At 66.3% G+C, this 17,620-nt stretch carries 15 protein-coding genes; 5 read left to right on the forward strand and 10 right to left on the reverse strand.

Going from position 1 to position 17,620, the window contains the following annotated elements; genetic code table 11:
• Positions 1-2: 2 nt before the first annotated feature.
• The 4 genes from ACTHQS_RS05865 (at position 3) to ACTHQS_RS05880 (ending at position 2,812) form a co-directional block, all read left to right on the forward strand.
• A complete protein-coding gene (locus ACTHQS_RS05865; protein ID WP_440166927.1) occupies positions 3-704 on the forward strand; it encodes a nucleotide exchange factor GrpE in 702 nt (233 codons plus the stop codon).
• A 97-nt stretch (positions 705-801) separates the two neighbouring features.
• A complete protein-coding gene (locus tag ACTHQS_RS05870; RefSeq protein ID WP_440166929.1) occupies positions 802-1,773 on the forward strand; it encodes a DnaJ C-terminal domain-containing protein in 972 nt (323 codons plus the stop codon).
• 15 nt (positions 1,774-1,788) lie between these two features.
• Positions 1,789-2,214: a heat shock protein transcriptional repressor HspR gene (locus ACTHQS_RS05875; protein ID WP_440166931.1), complete on the forward strand. Its 426-nt coding sequence runs from the start codon at positions 1,789-1,791 to the stop codon at positions 2,212-2,214.
• Between the two features lie 211 nt (positions 2,215-2,425).
• Positions 2,426-2,812, forward strand: a complete 387-nt coding sequence (locus tag ACTHQS_RS05880) for a hypothetical protein (protein ID WP_440167414.1) — start codon at positions 2,426-2,428, stop codon at positions 2,810-2,812.
• A 66-nt stretch (positions 2,813-2,878) separates the two neighbouring features.
• Here the strand turns inward: ACTHQS_RS05880 and ACTHQS_RS05885 are convergent, their stop codons facing one another.
• The 8 genes from ACTHQS_RS05885 to ACTHQS_RS05920 all read right to left on the reverse strand — a co-directional run bounded on the left by ACTHQS_RS05885 (position 2,879) and on the right by ACTHQS_RS05920 (position 12,576).
• Positions 2,879-4,288, reverse strand: a complete 1,410-nt coding sequence (locus ACTHQS_RS05885) for an aldehyde dehydrogenase family protein (RefSeq protein WP_440166933.1) — start codon at positions 4,286-4,288, stop codon at positions 2,879-2,881.
• Between the two features lie 228 nt (positions 4,289-4,516).
• Positions 4,517-6,025, reverse strand: coding sequence for an NAD-dependent succinate-semialdehyde dehydrogenase (locus ACTHQS_RS05890; protein WP_440166935.1), 1,509 nt, complete (start codon positions 6,023-6,025; stop codon positions 4,517-4,519).
• A 102-nt stretch (positions 6,026-6,127) separates the two neighbouring features.
• Positions 6,128-6,949 carry an HpcH/HpaI aldolase family protein gene (locus ACTHQS_RS05895; RefSeq protein WP_440166937.1) on the reverse strand — a complete coding sequence of 274 codons (822 nt, stop codon included), beginning with the start codon at positions 6,947-6,949 and terminating at the stop codon, positions 6,128-6,130.
• Positions 6,934-7,719 (reverse strand): 2-oxo-hept-4-ene-1,7-dioate hydratase, encoded by a 786-nt coding sequence (gene hpaH / locus ACTHQS_RS05900; RefSeq protein ID WP_440166939.1) that lies wholly within the window; start codon positions 7,717-7,719, stop codon positions 6,934-6,936. Before hpaH ends, ACTHQS_RS05895 begins: the two co-directional genes overlap by 16 nt.
• A 2-nt stretch (positions 7,720-7,721) precedes the next feature.
• A complete protein-coding gene (gene hpaD / locus ACTHQS_RS05905; protein ID WP_440166940.1) occupies positions 7,722-8,801 on the reverse strand; it encodes a 3,4-dihydroxyphenylacetate 2,3-dioxygenase in 1,080 nt (359 codons plus the stop codon).
• 108 nt (positions 8,802-8,909) lie between these two features.
• Complete coding sequence (gene hpaE, locus ACTHQS_RS05910; protein WP_440166942.1) at positions 8,910-10,421, reverse strand: 5-carboxymethyl-2-hydroxymuconate semialdehyde dehydrogenase; 1,512 nt, start codon at positions 10,419-10,421, stop codon at positions 8,910-8,912.
• 33 nt (positions 10,422-10,454) lie between these two features.
• Positions 10,455-11,117, reverse strand: a complete 663-nt coding sequence (locus tag ACTHQS_RS05915) for a GntR family transcriptional regulator (protein ID WP_440166944.1) — start codon at positions 11,115-11,117, stop codon at positions 10,455-10,457.
• Positions 11,110-12,576, reverse strand: coding sequence for a fumarylacetoacetate hydrolase family protein (locus ACTHQS_RS05920; RefSeq protein WP_440167416.1), 1,467 nt, complete (start codon positions 12,574-12,576; stop codon positions 11,110-11,112). Before ACTHQS_RS05920 ends, ACTHQS_RS05915 begins: the two co-directional genes overlap by 8 nt.
• Positions 12,577-12,805: 229 nt before the next feature.
• Between ACTHQS_RS05920 and ACTHQS_RS05925 the strand changes: the two genes are divergently transcribed.
• A complete protein-coding gene (locus ACTHQS_RS05925; RefSeq protein ID WP_440166946.1) occupies positions 12,806-14,740 on the forward strand; it encodes an FAD-binding monooxygenase in 1,935 nt (644 codons plus the stop codon).
• On the opposite strand, the gene ACTHQS_RS05930 is transcribed toward ACTHQS_RS05925, so the two are convergent.
• On the reverse strand, positions 14,713-15,567 hold the full coding sequence (locus ACTHQS_RS05930; RefSeq protein WP_440166948.1) for a prephenate dehydratase: 855 nt from the start codon (positions 15,565-15,567) through the stop codon (positions 14,713-14,715). The genes ACTHQS_RS05925 and ACTHQS_RS05930 overlap by 28 nt on opposite strands.
• 51 nt (positions 15,568-15,618) lie before the next feature.
• A complete protein-coding gene (locus tag ACTHQS_RS05935; protein WP_440166950.1) occupies positions 15,619-17,532 on the reverse strand; it encodes an alpha-amylase family protein in 1,914 nt (637 codons plus the stop codon).
• Positions 17,533-17,620: the final 88 nt, after the last annotated feature.

Consider the following 17,620-nt stretch of genomic DNA (forward strand, 5'->3'; position numbering starts at 1 on the left):
CCATGCCGCACCACGGTAACGAGGAAGAGCACAACGCATCCGCCGGCCAGCAGAACGCGCACGGCAACGGCCAGGAGCCGGTCATCCGGGACCACCGCAAGGTTGACCCGGTGACCGGGCAGGCCCGGCACCCCGAGGGCAGTCAGTCTGCCCCGGGAGCCGGTTCCCAGGCCGGAGCTGCGGATTCCGACGGCGACGCGCTGGCCCAGGCCGAAGAGATTCTCAACGGCGTGGACGTGCCGGCCGAGGAATCCGTGGCCCAGGGGACTCCGGCAGGATCAGCCGGCAACGCCGAGGCAGCCGAACTGCGCAACGACCTGCTCCGCCTCCAGGCTGAGTACGTCAACTACCGCAAGCGGGTTGAACGCGACCGCGCCGTGGCAGGGGAAATGGCCGTCATCGGCGTCCTGAACTCCCTGCTTCCGGTCCTGGACGACGTCGACGCCGCCCGGCAGCACGGTGACCTGACCGACGGTCCCTTCGCCGCGATCGCCACCAAGCTGGAGAACGCGCTGAAGACCTACGGCCTGGTCCGCATCAACGAGACCGGCGTGGAGTTCGATCCCACGATCCACGAGGCCCTGATCCAGCAGCCCGGCGAGGACATCGAGGTTGACACCGTCAGCCAGGTCCTCCGCTCCGGCTACAAATCAGGCGACCGCGTCCTCCGCGCAGCCCAGGTCATCGTCGCGGTCCCGGCGTAGTATCACTCAAGCGCGAAATGGCAGTTCGCGGCAGTGTTCTAAGAGAACATTGACGCGAACTGCCATCTCGGCAAGAACTTTTTGAAAGGAAACGCCATTGGCTAGCCAGGATTGGGTGGACAAGGACTTTTACAAGATCCTTGGTGTTGCCAAGGACGCTTCCGAAGCCGATATCAAGAAGGCCTACCGGAAGCTTGCGCGGCAGCACCACCCTGATACCAACGCAGGGAACGCTGCTTCCGAAAAGAAGTTCAAGGACATCTCCGAGGCCTACTCGGTGCTCTCGGATCCCGACGAGCGCCAGCAGTATGACGCCATCCGGGCCATGGGCAGCGGTGCGCGCTTCGCTCCCGGCGGTGCCGCCGGTGGCAACGGCGGGTTCGAGGACATGTTCGGCGGCCTGTTCACCGGCAACACCGGACGCCACGCGGGCGGATTCAACCCCGCCGGTGGCGGCATCCCGCCTGAGTTCGCAGACCTCTTCGGCGGCTTCGGCGGTGCACCAGGCTTCCAGCGCACCCCGCAAAAGGGCGCCGACCGTACCGCGTCCACCAGCATTTCCTTCGCCGGGTCCATCCGCGGGACCACCATCGGACTTCGCGAACCCAGCGGCGAGGTCATCGACGTCCGCGTTCCTGCCGGCATCAAAGACGGCCAGAAAGTGCGCGTCCGCGGCAAGGGCCAGCCCGGTGCCGCCGGTAGCGGCGACCTGGTGGTGTCCGTCTCTGTCCAGCCCCACGCCTTCTACACGCGCGACGGCGACAACCTACGCATCCACGTCCCCGTCACCTTCCCGGAGGCTGCTTTGGGAGCGGACATCGAAGTTCCCACCATCGACGGCGACAAGGTGAAGGTCCGCGTTCCGGCGGGCACGCCGTCGGGCCGTACCCTGCGGGTCAAGGGCAAAGGCGTGAAGACGTCCAAGGGCACCGGCGACCTGCTGGTGACCATCGACGTCGCTGTTCCCAAGAATCTCAACAAGGATGCCGAAGCTGCGGTCAAGGCGTTCGCCGAGGCCACGTCGTCGGCGGACGTCCGCGAGGGCCTGGCAGCCAAGGCCCGGCTCTAGGAGCGGAGGTGAGCCGTGGACATCAGTGCTGACCAGCCGATCTTCGTGATCTCCGTGGCGGCCGAGCTGGCGGACATGCACCCGCAGACCCTGCGGCAGTACGACAGGCTTGGCATCGTCAAGCCCAGCCGTGCCCCGGGCAAGTCCCGGCGCTACTCTCAGCGTGACGTGAACATGCTGCGGGAAGTGCAGCGGCTGTCCCACGAGGGTGTGTCGCTGGAAGGGATCAAGCGCATCCTGGAACTCGAAAACCAGGTGGCCGCGCTCCAAAACCGGATCACGGAACTCACCGAGGAACTGGGCCGCCGTCCGCGGGCAGTGGACGCCCGGATCTTTGCCGCCGGCGCGGCCGGTGACGTGGTGAGCCTCGCCCGCGGACAGCGGCCCCGGCCCAGGTCCCAGGCCATGGTGGTGTGGCGGCCGCGGGCAATCGGACAGTAGAACCCAAGCCAGTAGAACCCAGGCCAGCAGGTACCGCCTGCCGGCGTTCCGCGAAAATAGAGTACCCACTACTCGTGACGGAAACGGCCCCTGAAACTTGAATGGAACCATCGCCGGATCAGCGGCGATGGTTCCGCAAGTTCTGGGGGTTTTCCGTGTTTAAAGTTCTCAGCAAAAGTCTCAACAGCAAGGCCCGGCCGTGAGTCCGGGAATGGAAGCCGTGGCTGCCTTCAGCGGCTCCATGCCGGGGCAGGTCCTGCTGGCCATCGGGCAAACCATCGTGGTGGTCTGCGTCTGCTTCGACATGGTCCGCGAATTGTCCGTGCCGAGGTCGCACCGGCGCTTCGTGGCCAGCACCGTGTTCCGGACCCTCGCCATCCCTGCGATCATGGCCAACGCACTCACCGTCTTCATTGCCCTGGTGGTGTCGTCCTGGATGGATGTGGTGATGGGCATGTTCGTGCTGGTCGCCATCGTCTTCCGCTTCCACTACAACAAGGACGAGGACAACTGGTGGAAGGGCAAGGGCAAGAAACTCGCCCGCTGGGCACGCCGGCAGTTCGCAGGACGCACGTCCACCGCCCCGGCCATGGGCTAGCCGGCACCAAAAGCCGGGAGCCCCGCACACCTGGTGGCATGCGGGGCTCCCGTTTCCACGACGGCGTCAGCCGTTGATGACCTGCGGGACGCCCAGGGCTTTGAGTCCTTCGACGCCGAACTCCACGCCGTAGCCGGACTGCTTGGCGCCGCCGAACGGGATGCGCGGGTCCACGGCGCCGTGCCGGTTGATCCACACCGTGCCGGCCTGGATGCGTGCTGCGACCTCGCGGGCTGCCTTCAGGTCGGGGGACCAGACGGAGGCGCCGAGGCCGACGTCGAGCCCGTTGGCCTTTTCCACTGCTTCGTCGATGCTGCTGTAGCGGATGATCGGCAGGGCGGGGCCGAACTGTTCCTCGGCGACGAGGGGGTTGTCGTTGTCGATGTCGGCTACCAGCGTGGTGGGGTAGAAGTAGCCGGGCTGGTCGGCATCAGGGTTGCCACCCAGCAGGACGCGTGCTCCGGAAGCCTTCGCTGCCTCCACGAGGTTCGCGACGACGTCGTACTGGGCCTTGTTCTGCAACGGGCCCAGCACGTTGTTCTCGTCCAGGCCGTTGCCCATGGGCATGGCCTTGGCCACGGCGGTGAGTTCCTCGCAGACGGCGTCGTAAATGCTGTCGTGGACGTAGAGGCGCTTGAGTGCTGCGCAGGTCTGGCCGGTGTTCAGGAACGCACCCCAGAAGACGTCCTGGGCAATGGCCTTGGGGTCGGCGTCCGGCAGGACGATGCCGGCGTCGTTACCGCCCAGTTCCAGGGTGAGCCGTTTGACGGTGTCGGCGGAGGACTTGATGATGGCGCGGCCGCCCGCGGTGGAGCCTGTGAACATGATCTTGCCGATCGCGGGGTGGTCCGTGAGCCGCGCGCCCACTTCGCGGCCGCAGGAAACCACCGACAGGATGCCCTCGGGCAGCTCTTCGTTGAGGACCCTGACCAGTGCCAGAACGGACAGCGGGGTGTTGCCGGAGGGCTTGACCACCACGGCGTTGCCCATGCGCAGGGCCGGGGCGAGCTGCCACACGGCGATCATCATGGGCCAGTTCCAGGGACCGATCGCGCCGACGACGCCGATGGGCCGGTAGTGCAGCTCGGCGCGGGTCTCGCCGTCGTCCACGATGGTTTCCGGTTCCAATGGCAGGGACGCCGTGGCGCGGAGCCAGGCCACGCAGGCGCCCACTTCGAACCGGGCGTTGGGGCCGTTCAGCGGTTTGCCCTGCTCCCGGGAAAGCAGCTGGGCAAGTTCCTCCGCGGAGCGTTCGACGGCGTCGGCTGCTTTCAGGAGCGCGGCGGACCGGGCGTCGTGGCCCAGGGCAGCCCAGGCGGGCTGGGCGGCGACGGCTGCGGCCACGGCCTTTTCCAAGTAGTCCAGGTCGTGGATGGGGGCTTCGCCCACGGCTTCACCGGTGGCCGGGTCAAGGATGGTCCGGCCGGTGCCGGCGGCGGGGGTGATGGACGCGAGAAGCGCATCATAGGTTTCCAAGGGATACTCCACTTCGAGTAGGCAAGGACGCCAGCCGGTCGGCGTAGCGGGTTACTCCCCAGTGTGCCTTGCATCCGCTCCAGGATCTTGTCTTTGTGCGCAGGACCTTTGTGCAGGAGCGAACGCCGGCGGGCGAGTGTCACGCTGGCCCACTTTTGGGTGGTTAACGACGGCGGGACCCCGGGTTTCAGGGGTCCCGCAGTTCAAAGATGGGCCAGTGTGCCGGCGTTAGGGACCTGCGTAGGGGTCGGCGATGCCGATGTATTGGGTGGTGGTGTATTCGTTGATGCCTTCGGAGCCGCCTTCACGTCCCAGCCCTGATTGTTTGACGCCGCCGAAGGGTGCCGCGGCGTTGGAGATGACGCCGGCATTGAACCCGACCATCCCGAACTCGATCTGCTCGGCGACGCGCAGGAGCCGGTTGAAGTCGCGGGAATAGAGGTAGGACGCGAGGCCGTACTCGGATGCGTTGGCGAGTTTGATGGCTTCGGCTTCGGTGGTGAACGTGGTGACGGGGGCGACGGCGCCGAAGATTTCCTGGCCCAGAATGGCGGCGTCGTTGGGGACGTTGGCCAGGACGGTGGGCTGGTAGAAGTACCCGGGCCCGTCCACGGGGGCACCGCCGGTCACAGCCACGGCTCCGGCGTCGACTGCCGCTGATACCAGGGCGTGGACGTCGTCGCGGGCACCGCCGTCGATGAGCGGTCCCACGTTGGTGGAAGCTTCCGTGCCGCGGCCGGTACTGAGCGCGCCCATCGCGGAGGCGAACTTTGCGGTGAATTCCTGCGCCACCGACTCGTGGACCAGGAAGCGGTTGGCGGCCGTGCAGGCTTCGCCCATGTTCCGCATCTTCGCGGCCATTGCACCCTCGACGGCGGCGTCCAGGTCGGCGTCCTCGAACACGATGAATGGGGCGTTCCCGCCGAGCTCCATGGAGGTCCGGAGCACGTTCTGCGCGGCCTCGGCCATGAGGCGTTTGCCGACCGGGGTGGAGCCGGTGAAGGAGACTTTCCTCAGCCGGGTGTCCTTGAGGAGCGGCCCGGAAATCCCCGAGGCGGAGGAGGAGGCGACGACGTTGAGCACTCCGGCGGGGAGGCCGGCGTCGAGCATGGTCTGCGCGAAGTACTGCGCCGTGAGCGGGGTGAGTTTGGCGGGTTTGAGGACCATGGTGCACCCGGCGGCGACTGCCGGGGCTACCTTGCGGGTGGCCATCGCGAGCGGGAAATTCCACGGCGTGATGAGAAGGCAGGGGCCGACGGGCTTGTGCTGGACCAGGATCTTGTTCTTGCCCTCGGGGGTGGTGAGGTAGCGGCCATAGTCGCGGACGGTTTCCTCGGCGAACCAGCGCAGGAATTCGGCGCCGTAGGTGACTTCGCCGCGGGCTTCGGCCAGAGGTTTGCCCATTTCCAGGGTCATCAGGAGGGCGAAATCTTCCGCCCTCTCCGTGACCAGGTCAAAGGCCCGCCGCAGGATCTCGGACCGCACCCGCGGTGCGGTCCGCGCCCAGGACGCCTGCGCCGCGTCAGCCGCATCCAAGGCCGATACCGCGTCCTCGCTCGTCGCGGAGGCGAGAGTGGCGAGCACCTCCCCGGTGGCGGGATCATGCACATCGAACGTGCCGCCGTCGGACGAGTCTCTCCATTCGCCGTTGATCAGCAGACCGGTCGGCACCGACGTGAGCAGCGCGGCCTCGCGCTCCGCCGAAAGGGCAGGGAAGAGTACGGTCGAAGTGGTCATGCGGGAACTCCTTGAGGGATAAAGGTTCGAAGGCGCACCTGACTGGCAGTTGTTGTCGTTTTCGGGTGTCAAAACGGCAACAACTGCGAGCCAGTTGGGCGGTTAGTAGCTGGCGGGGGTTTCGCCGTCGGCGGGCTTGATGTATTTGGCGGCGAGGGCTTCGGAGCCGCGGGCGAGGATGGCGACGTCGGCGCCCACCAGGATGAAGTCGGCGCCGTTCGCGAGGTAGTGCTGTGCGGTGTCGGGGTTGAAGGCGTTGACGCCTGCGGGTTTCCCGGCCGCTTTGGCGGCGGAGAGGCAGTGTTCGACGGCGGCGCGCACCTCGGGGTGTTCCTGCTGTCCCAGCAGGCCCATGGAAGCGGCAAGGTCGGACGGGCCGACGAAGACCGCGTCCACCCCGTCCACCTTGAGGATGTCCTCGACGGCTTCCACTGCCGCGCTGGATTCGATCTGGACGGTGACGCTGATGGTCTCGTTGGCGCGGGCCAGGTAGTCCGGCACCCGGTTCCAGCGGGCTGCGCGGGCCAGGGCGGAACCCACTCCGCGGACACCCTGCGGCGGGTAGCGGGTCGCGGCCACCGCGGCTTCAGCCTCGGACACCGAGTTGACCATGGGGATCAGCAGGTTCTGCACGCCCAGGTCCAGGTACTGCTTTATCAGCACGGTGTCGTTCACCGGCGGCCGGACCAGGGTGTGGACCGGGTAGCCGTGGACGGCCTGGAGCTGGGCCAGGATGGATTCGAGCCCGTTGGGGCTGTGCTCGGCGTCCACCAGGAGCCAGTCCAGGCCGGACCCGGCGCAGAGTTCTGCGATCAGGGGGCTGCCGGAGCAGACCCACATTCCTGCCAGCGGCCGGCCTGCCTGACCCTTTTGTTTCTGCTCGGCCAAGGCGGACCGGAAGGTGTCCTCTATTCGAAACGGCATGTGACACTCCCCAGGGGGCCGTAATCGGCGTGAACGGTGTCGCCTTTGTAGACCCACAGAGGCCGGGTGAAGGAGCCGGCCAGGATGATGTCTCCGGCCTTCAGGGCGTCGCCGTGGGCGGCGATCTTGTTGGCCAGCCAGTGGACGCCGTTGGCGGGGTGGTCCAGGACCCCGGCGGCCACGCCGGTTTCCTCCACGGTCTGGTTCTTGTAGAGGATCGCGGAAACCCAACGGAGGTCCACGGCGTCCGGCTTGACGGGGTTCCCGCCGATCACCATGGCCCCCATCGCGGCGTTGTCGGAGATGGTGTCCACGATGGTCCGGCCCTCCATCTCGATCCTGGAATCCAGGATCTCGAGGGCCGGAACCACGTAGTCGGTGGCCTTCAGGACATCGAAGATGGTCACGCCGGGGCCCTTGAGCCCGTCCTTCAATACGAACGCCAGCTCCACCTCCACCCGCGGATGCGTGTACTGGTCCCACTCCACAGAGCAGCCGGTTTCCAGGACCATGTCGTCGAAGATGGCGCCGTAGTCCGGTTCGGTGATGCCGGTGGCGGCCTGCATGGCCTTGGACGTGAGGCCGATCTTGCGCCCCACCAGGGTCCGGCCGGCGTCCTCGCTGCGGCGGCGCCACAGCTGCTGCACCGCGTAGGAATCCTCCACCGTCATCTCCGGGTAGCGGGCTGTCAGGCGGGGGACAGGGGTGCGGGTCCGGCCGGCTTCCACCAGCTCGTCCGCGATGGCCTCAATCGTCTTCGGCTCAAGCATGGTTAGACCTGGACTCCCAGCTTGAAGCCCTCGGCGGCTTCACCTTCGGGCTTGCGGGTGTAGGAGAAGCCGTCGGCGCCCACGGTCACTGCCATCTCGGACTTTTCCTCGCGGACGATGACTGGCTGCGGCTTGCCGTCCAGGTCCAGGACCAGGGAAGCCTCGGTGTACCAGGACGGGACCACGGGGTTGCCCCACCAGTCGCGGCGCTGGTTGTCGTGGACGTCCCAGGTGATGGTGGGGTTGTCCGGGTCTCCGGTGTAGTAGTCCTGGGTGTAGATCTCGATGCGGTGGCCGTCCGGGTCAAGGATGTAGAGGTAGAACGCGTTGGACACACCGTGCCGGCCGGGACCGCGTTCGATCCGGTCGCTGATGCGCAGGGCGCCCATCTTGTCGCAGATCTGGATGATGTTGTGCTTCTCGTGCGTGGCGAACGCGACGTGGTGCATGCGCGGGCCGTTGCCGCCGGTGAGGGCGGTGTCGTGCACGGTCTGCTTGCGGTGCATCCACGCGGCGTAGGTGACGCCGTCGGAATCCTTGATGTCCTCGGAGACGCGGAAGCCGAGGTCCTCAAGGTAGGCGCGGCCGCGGGGGACGTCCGGGGTGACCTGGTTGAAGTGGTCCAGGCGGACCAGTTCGCCGGCGGAGTAGAGGTCGTAGCGCTGGGTGAGGCGCTCCACGTGCTCCACGTCGTAGAAGAACTCGTAGGGGAAGCCCAGCGGGTCCTCGACGCGGACGGAGTCGCCGACGCCTTTGGTGAAGCCTTCCTTGCGGCGCTCCACCCGGCAGCCGAGCTCGCGGTAGTAGGCCTCGGCGGCGTCCACCTCGGCGGGGGACTTCACGCGGTAGGCGAAGGCGGCGACGGCGGCAACCGGTCCCTTGCGCAGCACCAGGTTGTGGTGGATGAACTCCTCCAGGGACCGCAGGTAGATGTTGTTCTCGTCTTCTTCGGTGACGTGCAGGCCCAGGACGTCCACGTAGAACTCACGGGACTTGGCGAGGTCCGTGACCACGATTTCCATGTACGCGCAACGGACGATGTCCGGAGCCGGGACGGTGGGGGTGGGAACGAAGTTGGTCATTGGATTCTCTCTTCTTTGAAAGGGGTTTCCCCAACTGGCTGGCAGTAGATGCCGTTATGGAGGCCCAGAACGACAACTAATGCGAGCTAGTTGGGCTGATGGTGGTGGCTAGGCGCCGAACTTGGGGGTGTGGACGGAACCGAGCGTGATGTGCACGGCCTGCTGGTCGGTGTAGAAATCGATGGAGCGGTAGCCGCCCTCGTGGCCCAGGCCGGATGCCTTGACGCCGCCGAACGGGGTGCGCAGGTCGCGGACGTTGTGGCTGTTCAGCCACACCATGCCTGCCTCGACGTTCTGCGAGAAGTTGTGGGCGCGGGTCAGGTTCTGGGTCCAGATGTAGGCGGCCAGGCCGTACTTGGTGTTGTTCGCCAGGGCGAGGGCCTCGTCGTCGTTCTCGAACGGGGTGATGGCCACGACGGGTCCGAAGATCTCCTCCTGGAAGATCCGGGCGTCGGGGGCGACGTCGGCGAACACCGTGGGTGCGATGTAGTTGCCTTCGGGCAGGTGGTCGGGGCGGCCGCCGCCGGCCAGGAGCCGGCCTTCGGACTTGCCGATCTCCACGTAGGAGGCCACTTTCTCGTAGTGCTCCGGGTGGACCAGGGCGCCCACCTGGGTCTTGGGATCGTGCGGATCGCCCACCACGATGTTCTTGGCCCGGGCCGCGTACTTCTCGCAGAACTCGTCGTAGATGGCCCGCTCAACCAGGATGCGGGAACCGGCGGTGCAGCGCTCGCCGTTGAGGGAGAAGACCCCGAACAGCGCCGAGTCGATCGCGGCGTCCAGATCGGCGTCAGCGAAGACGACGCAGGGGGACTTGCCGCCGAGCTCCATGGACAGGCCCTTGAGGTTGGCGGCGGCGTTGCGGAAGATCGTCTGCCCGGTGGTGGTCTCGCCGGTGAAGGAGATCAATGGAACGTCCGGGTGCTTGACCAGGGCGTCGCCGGCTTCCTCGCCCAGGCCGTTGACCAGGTTGAAGACGCCATCGGGCAGCCCGGCTTCCTTGAAGATGGTGGCCCACAGTGAGGCGGACAGGGGAGTGAACTCCGCCGGCTTGAGCACCACGGTGTTGCCGGTGGCCAGCGCCGGGGCCAGCTTCCAGGACTCCAGCATGAACGGCGTGTTCCACGGGGTGATCAGGCCCGCGACGCCGATGGGCTTGCGGTTCACGTAGTTGATCTGCGAGCCGGGGACCTTCATGGCGTCGTCGAACTGGGCCACGATCAGGTCAGCGAAGAAACGGAAGTTCTCCGCTGCCCGCAGGGCCTGGCCCTTGGCCTGGGTGATGGGCAAGCCCGTGTCGAACGTCTCCAGTTCGGCGAGGCGGGCTTCCTGGGCCTCGACGGCGTCTGCAATTTTGTTCAGGATGCGGGCGCGTTCGCGGGGCTTCATCCGGGGCCACGGACCGTTCAGGAACGCTTCACGGGCGGCGGCGACGGCGAGGTCGATGTCTTCCTTCTGCCCCGCGGCGGCGGTGGCGTAATTCCGGTTGGAGACGGGGTCCAAAACGTCGAACGTCTTGCCGCCCACGGAGTCAACGAACTGGCCGTTGATGTAGTGCTGGATGTGGGTGGGCAGGTCCTGCGGTACGTAGTGGGTGCTGGTTTCTGTTGAGGTCGTCATCGTTGAAGTCCTAACTGGGTGTCTGTCAGTGGTTCAGTGGTTGGTTTGGGCCAGGTATGCGTCCAGGGTGGCGGAGCGGTGGAGCCTGGCGGCTTTTTCGATCTGTTCCGCGTCGGCTCCCGTTTCGATGAGCTTCAGCAGGTTTTCGTGTTCCTCGACTGAGTCGCGGGCGCGGCCGGGGACAAAGCGGAATGTTGAGGACCGGAGGGACGCGAGCCGATTCCAGCCGCGGTGCACCAGGTCCAGGATGTGCGGGTTGGGGCAGTGCTCGAACAGGACGCTGTGGAAGTCCTGGTTGAGCTGCGTGAAGCGGACCGGATCGAAGTGGTCCAGGCATGCGCGCATCTCCTCGTTCACGGCTCGGGCCCGGGCCACGGCCGCGGGATCGATCAGCGGGGCGGACAGCGCGGTGGCTGCGCCTTCCACGATGCTGAGGGTCTGCATGGTGTAGAGGTACTCGGTGGGGTCGATGCCGGCGACGGTGGCGCCCACGTTGCGTTCGAACGTCACCAGGCCTTCGGCTTCGAGCCGGCGGATGGCTTCGCGGACGGGCACCACGCTGAAGCCGAGGTCCTTGGCGATGGAGCCCAGGACCAGCCGGTAGCCGGGGGTGTAGGTGCCTTCCACGATCCGGGCCTTGACCGCCCGGTAGGCCTGCTCGGACTTGCTGCCGGCAACCATGGTGGCCTCACTCATTGGTGCTTGCCCATTCCTTGTACCGTTCTTGCCATTCGGCGTTCATGGGGTAGAGGCCGTCCACGCTGTTGCCCTGCTTGACCATCTCGAAGATGAAGGTTTCTTCCTTTTCCTGCTGGATGCAGTCCTCCACCAGTTCTTCGGCGATGGCCGGGGGGATCACCAGGATGCCGTCGGAATCGGCCACGATGATGTCGCCGGGCTGCACGGTGGCGCCGCCGCACGCGATGGTGATGTCCGTGTCCCACGGGATATGGCGGCGGCCCAGTACCGCGGGATGCGGGTTGGCGAAGTAGGTGGGCATCTCCAGGTCCGCCACGGCGGCGTAGTCGCGGACGCCGCCGTCGGTGATGATGGCGGCTGCGCCGCGGACCTGGGCGCGGAGGGCCAGGATGTCGCCCACGGTGCCGGTGCCCTTTTCGCCGCGGGCCTCCATGACCAGGATTTCGCCTTCGTTGACGGAGTCGATGGCCTTCTTCTGGGCGTTGAAGCCGCCGCCGTGGGTCTTGAAAAGGTCCTCGCGGTTCGGCACGTAGCGCAGGGTCCGGGCCAGGCCCACCACGCGGCGGTCCGGTCGGGTGGCCTGCAGTCCATCGATGCTGACGTTGTTGAGGCCGCGCTTGCGCATCTGGGAAGACAGCGTGGCCGTGGCAACGGACTCGAGCTTGGCTTTCAGGTCCGGAGTGAGGACGGGCGCGACGGCGGCAAGGCCCGCCGCTTCACGGGAACCGTAGGCTTCCTCCCGCTGCAGGTCATCGACCTTGGGCCGGGCACCAAAGTCGGCGAACGCCGTCGTGCCTTCCTCCACAGTGGTGACCAGCCGCCCCGTGGTGAGGCCGCCGTCGATCGTCTCCACTTCCACTTCCAGCACGTCGCCCGGCTTGGCGACCGAGGCGCCGGCCGGTGTGCCGGTGAGGATGATGTCACCTTCCTCGAGCGTGAGCAGCTGGGACAGGTCCGCGACAAGCCGGCCGAACGGGAAGAGCAGGTCCGCGGTGGTGTCGTCCTGCACCAGTTCGCCGTTGTGCCAGGTGCGGATGCGCAGCTTGGCAGGGTCGACGGCGTCTGCCGGGATCAGTGCCGGACCCACCGGGGTGAACCCGTCCCCGCCCTTGGACCGGAGGTTGGAGCCCTTGTCCGCGTAGCGGAGGTCGTACACGCCGAGATCGTTGCTGGCGGTGACGGCCGCGACGTGGCTCCAGGCGTCCTCGATCGAAACGCGGCGGGCGGCCTTGCCGATCACGAGGGCGATCTCGCCCTCGTAGCCCAGCAGTTCGCAGCCGGCGGGCCGCTCAACGGGGCTTCCGCCCAAGGCCAGCGAGCTGGAAGGCTTGAGGAAGTAGGACGGCTGGGCCGGGGTGCGGCCCCGCTGTGCCGCCCGGCTGGGGTAGTTGATGTGCACTGCGATCACCTTGCGTGCTGCCGCCAGGGTGTCGCCGTTGACCTGCTCCAAAGCCATCTCCTCATCAGGTACGAAATCGTATACGATCACTATTACCCATCCGGCGCTGCCCGTCAACCCCTGATTTTCCGGGCTTTTGGCGAGCAGGCCGATGGCACTTGTCGCCCGGATCACATGGGGCGTACAGTGGAAGCCAGACCTACAGTTTCGATTATCGAATCGCGTGTTCTTATATAGAACACGCTTCCAACGCCGATAGTCATCCACAACGAAGTGAGGAAAGCCCGTGCAGTTCCACCACCACGGATACGTATCCGGTGACCCGCGTGTCCAGCCGGCGGCCGGCGTCGGCCTTAACCGCCCCGAGGAACTTCCCGACGAAGTGGACGTCCTCATCGTGGGCACCGGTCCTGCCGGAATGCTCGCCGCGGCCCAGCTGTCGATGTTCCCCAACGTAACCACCCGCATCATCGAACGCCGCCCCGGCAGGCTCGCCATCGGGCAGGCTGACGGGATCCAGGCGCGCAGCGTGGAGACGTTCCAGGCCTTCGGTTTCGCGGAGCGGATCATCGCCGAGGCGTACCGCATCACCGAAATGGCATTCTGGAAGCCGGATCCCGCCAACCACGCCAACATCATCCGGACTGCCCGGGCCGTGGATGACGAGATGGGCATCAGCGAGTTCCCGCACCTGATCGTCAACCAGGCCCGCGTGCTGGACTACTTCGCGGAATTTGCCGCGAACTCGCCCACGCGAATGAAGCCTGATTACGGCTACGACTTCGAGGGCCTCACGGTAACCGGCGAGGGCGACTACCCCGTCACCGTGACCCTCCGCCACACCGCCGGACCCAGCGAAGGCCAGGAACGGATTGTCCGCGCCAAGTATGTGGTGGGCGCGGACGGCGCGCGCAGCAAGGTGCGCCAGGCCATCGGCTGCACCCTTGCCGGCGACCAGGCCAACCACGCCTGGGGCGTCATGGACACGCTGGCCGTCACCGACTTCCCGGACATCCGGACCAAGTGCGCCATCCAGGGTGCCGAGGGCAGCATCCTGCTGATCCCGCGCGAAGGCGGCCACCTGTTCCGGATGTATGTCGACCTGGGCGAAGTGGACCCCAACAGCCACCACTCAGTCCGCGACACCACCATCGAGGAAATCATCGCCAAGGCCAACGCCATCCTGCACCCCTACACGCTGGACGTGCGCAACGTCGCGTGGCACAGCGTCTACGAGGTGGGCCACCGGCTAACAGACAGGTTCGACGACGTCCTGCCGGCGGACCGAGGCACCCGCACCCCGAGGGTCTTCATCACCGGCGATGCCTGCCATACCCACAGCGCCAAGGCCGGCCAGGGCATGAATGTCTCCATGCAGGACGGCTTCAACATCGCCTGGAAGCTGGGCCATGTCCTGGAGGGCCGCAGCCCGGAGAGCCTGCTGACCACCTACTCCGAGGAGCGCCAGGTAGTGGCCAAGAACCTGATCGACTTCGACAAGGAATGGTCCACCATGATGGCAAAGAAGCCGGAGGAGTTCGAGCACCCCTCCGACCTTGAGGACTTCTACGTTCAGACCGCTGAATTCCCTGCCGGCTTCATGACCCAATACACGCCGTCGCTCATCGTTGGCAGCACCGACCACCAGGACCTGGCCACCGGATTCCCGGTGGGCAAACGCTTCAAGTCGGCCCCCGTGGTCCGCGTGGGGGACACCAACCCGATCCACCTGGGCCACCACGCCACCGCCGACGGCCGCTGGCGGATCTACGTCTTCGCCGACCCCGCCCTGCCGGGCACCAACTCGGCAACGGACATGCTCGCCGAGTGGTTCGCGAATTCGTCCGAGTCCCCGCTGGCCGCCACCCCGGCCGGCGCCGACCCGGACGCGTGGTTCGACCTGAAGGTCATCTACCAGCAGCCGCACACCGCCGTCGACATCAATGCCGTGCCCGCCGTCTTCAAGCCGATGGTGGGCCCGTTCAAGCTGACCGACTACGAGAAGGTCTACGCCACGGATCCCAAGGCGGACATTTTCGACCTCCGCGGCCTGGCCCGCGACGGCGTTGTGGTGGTGGTCCGCCCGGACCAGTACGTGGCCAATGTCCTGCCGCTGACGGCAACAGCGGAGCTGGGCGCGTTCTTCGCGCCGCTGCTCAAGCCGCTCCAGCAGGCTGCACCCGCGCAGCCGCGTCAGGCCGTGGCAGCCGCCGCCCGGTAGCCGGCCGCGGCGTACACGCCGAGGATCCGCACCTCGGTGGTGAAGAAGTCCAGTTCCTCGAGGGCCAGCTTCAGCGGCAGGTCCTCGTGGTGGCCTTCGACGTCGGCCATGAACATGGTGGCCGCAAACTCGTTGCCCACCATGTAGCTTTCCAGCCGGGTCATGTTCACGCCGTTGGTGGCGAAGCCGCCCAGCGCCTTGTACAGCGCGGAGGGGACGTTGCGCACGCGGAACACAAAGCTGGTGACTGCCGGTCCGGGAAGTTCGTCCCGGGCCGGCAGTGCCTTTTCGCGGGCCAGGACCACAAAACGGGTGGTGTTGGAGGGGTCGTCCTCAACCCGGGAGGCCAGGACCTCCAAGCCGTAGATCTGGGCTGCCAGCGGGGGAGCGAGGGAGAGCTTGCGCGGATCGTTCCACTCCGCCACCTCACGGGCGGACCCCGCGGTGTCACCGGCGATGACCGGCTTGAGGCCGTGTTCGCGGATCAGCTTCCGGCACTGGCCCAGCGCGTGGATGTGGCTGTGGACCTCCGTGGCGCCTTCAATGGTGCTGCCCGGGATGCCCAGCAGGTCGAAGTGGATGGGCAGGAAGTGCTCGCCCACAATTTGCAGGTTGGACTGGGGCAGCAGGACGTGGATGTCGGCAACCCGGCCGGCGATCGAGTTCTCGATGGGGATCATCGCCAGCTCCGCCTCGCCGCTGGTCACCAGCTCAAAGGCATCCTCAAAGCTGGCGCACGGCACGCTTTCCATGTCCGGGAACATCTGCTGACACGCGATATTTGAGTTGGCGCCAGGCTCACCCTGGTACGCAATCTTGGAGGCCATGGTCCGTATGGTTTCACGCCCGGGTGCCAGGTCCCAATTGCGGGTTCCGGATTACTGCGGCGTGACGCGCAGCCAGAGGTATTGCCGGGGGAGGAGGGTGACGCCGTCGTCCATTTGCAGGGCTGCTTCGGAGAGAAGGTCGACGGCGGCAGGGGAGAACCCGCCGAAGGTCTCCGCGGGCAGGGTCTGGGGTGAGTCGCTGAAGTTGGCCAGGGCCAGGATGATGGTCCCGCCCTCCCTGCCGCCCGGCCGCTGGTACCCGAGCACCGATTGGTTGTTGGTGTCGAAATCGACCAGCATGGTCCCGGCAAATTCGGCGGTGTTGGCCCGTACCTCGATCATCCGCTTCAGGCCCGCGTACACCGAGCCCTCCGGTGTGGCGGGGTCCAGGCGGCGGGCATACTGCTCCTCGGGAAAGTGCGGCCGGTGCACCCAGCGGCTGTCCTCCTCGTGGCCAGGCTCCTGCGCGTAGGCATAGTCGTTAACCTGCCCCACCTCGTCGCCCAGGTACAGCAGCGGGACGCCGCCGGTGCTGAAGGGCACCGAATGGGCCAGGAGGATCCGTTCCACCGCCTCAGCCGGGTCAACCTCCATGCCGCACAGGGACGCCGTCGTGCCTGAAATCCGGCAGTCGCCGGTCTTCGGGTTGTCCTGGAACGGGACGCCGCGGGCGAAGCTGCCGGGGAAACGGTTGACGTAGAAGGAGTTCAGGAAGCGGCGGTGGTCGAAGCCGTTGATGCCCAGTTCGGCGGCGTCCTCGTCGGCGAAGGTCCAGCCGATATCGTCATGGCTGCGGACGTAGTTCACCCACGCAGTGCCGTCCGGTATGTTATGCCGCCGGTGCAGCGCCTGGGCCAGGAGCGAAATGTCCCGCGTGGCCAGGGATTCCCAGATGAGCGCCATCTGAAGGGGGTTGTAGGACAGCTGGCATTCCTTGCGGTCGATGTAGAGCGCCACCTCGTCCGGGTGCACGATGGCCTCGGACTTGAACAGCAGCGACGGCGCGGCCAGCCGGCACACGGCGTTGAAGGCGCGGAGCAGGGTATGCGCCTGCGGCAGGTTCTCGCAGGGGGTGCCCAGCTGTTTCCAGATGAACGCCACCGCATCCATGCGCAGGATGTCCACGCCCTGGTTGGCCAGGAACAGCATCTCGCCGGCCATGGCCCGGAAAACGTCGGGATTGGAGTAGTTCAGGTCCCACTGGTAGGTGTGGAACGTCGCCCAGACCCACCGGCCGTCCTCCATTTGGATGAAGGATCCGGGGTGGTTCTCCGGGAAGATCTCGCGGACGTTCGCCTCGAACGCGTCCGGCAGCGTCCGGTCCGGGAAGATCCAGTAGTAGTCGCTGTACTCCGGATCGCCGGCGGCTGCCTTCCGCGCCCATTCGTGCTCGTCCGAAGTGTGGTTGAAGATGAAGTCCACCACCAGGCTGATGCCGTTGTCCTTCAGCTCGGCTGCCAGGGAGCGCAACTGCTCCATGGTGCCCAGTTTTGGGTTGACCTGGCGGTAGCTGGAGACCGCATAGCCGCCGTCTGAATGGGGCTCGGGGGCCAGGAACAGCGGCATGAGGTGCAGGTATGTAAGGCCCAGTTCCTTGAAGTACGGGATGCGGGCCCTGACTCCTTCCAGGCTTTCCGCGTAACGGTCCACGTAGCAGACGCCGCCCAGCATCTTGTTGGACTGGAACCAGTCCGGGTTTGCCTCCCGCTCGGCGTCAAGTACCTTCAGTTCCTCCGGGCGTTCCTGCCAGGACGTTGCGCTCTGCACCACCAGCGCGGAGAGCTGCTCCAGCCAGTCGGGCCGGTCACCGTAGAGGGAGTGGAAGAGGCTGCGGAGGGCAGGAAAGTGTTCCGCCATTCTCCGGTCAAAGTCCGGATCCGCTGCAAGGCCGAGGCCGCGCTCCCGTGCCAACGCGGACAGCACATACTGGCGCGCTTCTTCGTCCTCGTTAACCGTTCCTTGCATGCCACAGCCCCTTCCGGCCGCCGCCGGCACGTCCGGCGGCATTTGTAGTGAAGTATTCCACGTCACACTTCAGGAATTTTTGAATGAA

This window comes from Arthrobacter sp. SAFR-044 (genome assembly GCF_051965175.1).
In the GTDB taxonomy this organism is placed as follows: Bacteria; Actinomycetota; Actinomycetes; order Actinomycetales; family Micrococcaceae; genus Arthrobacter.

Bases quoted from the DNA above. Each gene is read 5' to 3' on its own strand.
- ACTHQS_RS05865 (WP_440166927.1), top strand. From the start codon at position 3: ATGCCGCACCACGGTAACGAGGAAGAGCACAACGCATCCGCCGGCCAG.
- ACTHQS_RS05880 (WP_440167414.1), top strand. From the start codon at position 2,426: ATGGAAGCCGTGGCTGCCTTCAGCGGCTCCATGCCGGGGCAGGTCCTG.
- ACTHQS_RS05890 (WP_440166935.1), bottom strand. From the start codon at position 6,025: ATGACCACTTCGACCGTACTCTTCCCTGCCCTTTCGGCGGAGCGCGAG.
- ACTHQS_RS05895 (WP_440166937.1), bottom strand. From the start codon at position 6,949: ATGCCGTTTCGAATAGAGGACACCTTCCGGTCCGCCTTGGCCGAGCAG.
- hpaH (WP_440166939.1), bottom strand. From the start codon at position 7,719: ATGCTTGAGCCGAAGACGATTGAGGCCATCGCGGACGAGCTGGTGGAA.
- hpaD (WP_440166940.1), bottom strand. From the start codon at position 8,801: ATGACCAACTTCGTTCCCACCCCCACCGTCCCGGCTCCGGACATCGTC.
- hpaE (WP_440166942.1), bottom strand. From the start codon at position 10,421: ATGACGACCTCAACAGAAACCAGCACCCACTACGTACCGCAGGACCTG.
- ACTHQS_RS05915 (WP_440166944.1), bottom strand. From the start codon at position 11,117: ATGAGTGAGGCCACCATGGTTGCCGGCAGCAAGTCCGAGCAGGCCTAC.
- ACTHQS_RS05920 (WP_440167416.1), bottom strand. From the start codon at position 12,576: ATGGCTTTGGAGCAGGTCAACGGCGACACCCTGGCGGCAGCACGCAAG.
- ACTHQS_RS05930 (WP_440166948.1), bottom strand. From the start codon at position 15,567: ATGGCCTCCAAGATTGCGTACCAGGGTGAGCCTGGCGCCAACTCAAAT.
- ACTHQS_RS05935 (WP_440166950.1), bottom strand. From the start codon at position 17,532: ATGCAAGGAACGGTTAACGAGGACGAAGAAGCGCGCCAGTATGTGCTG.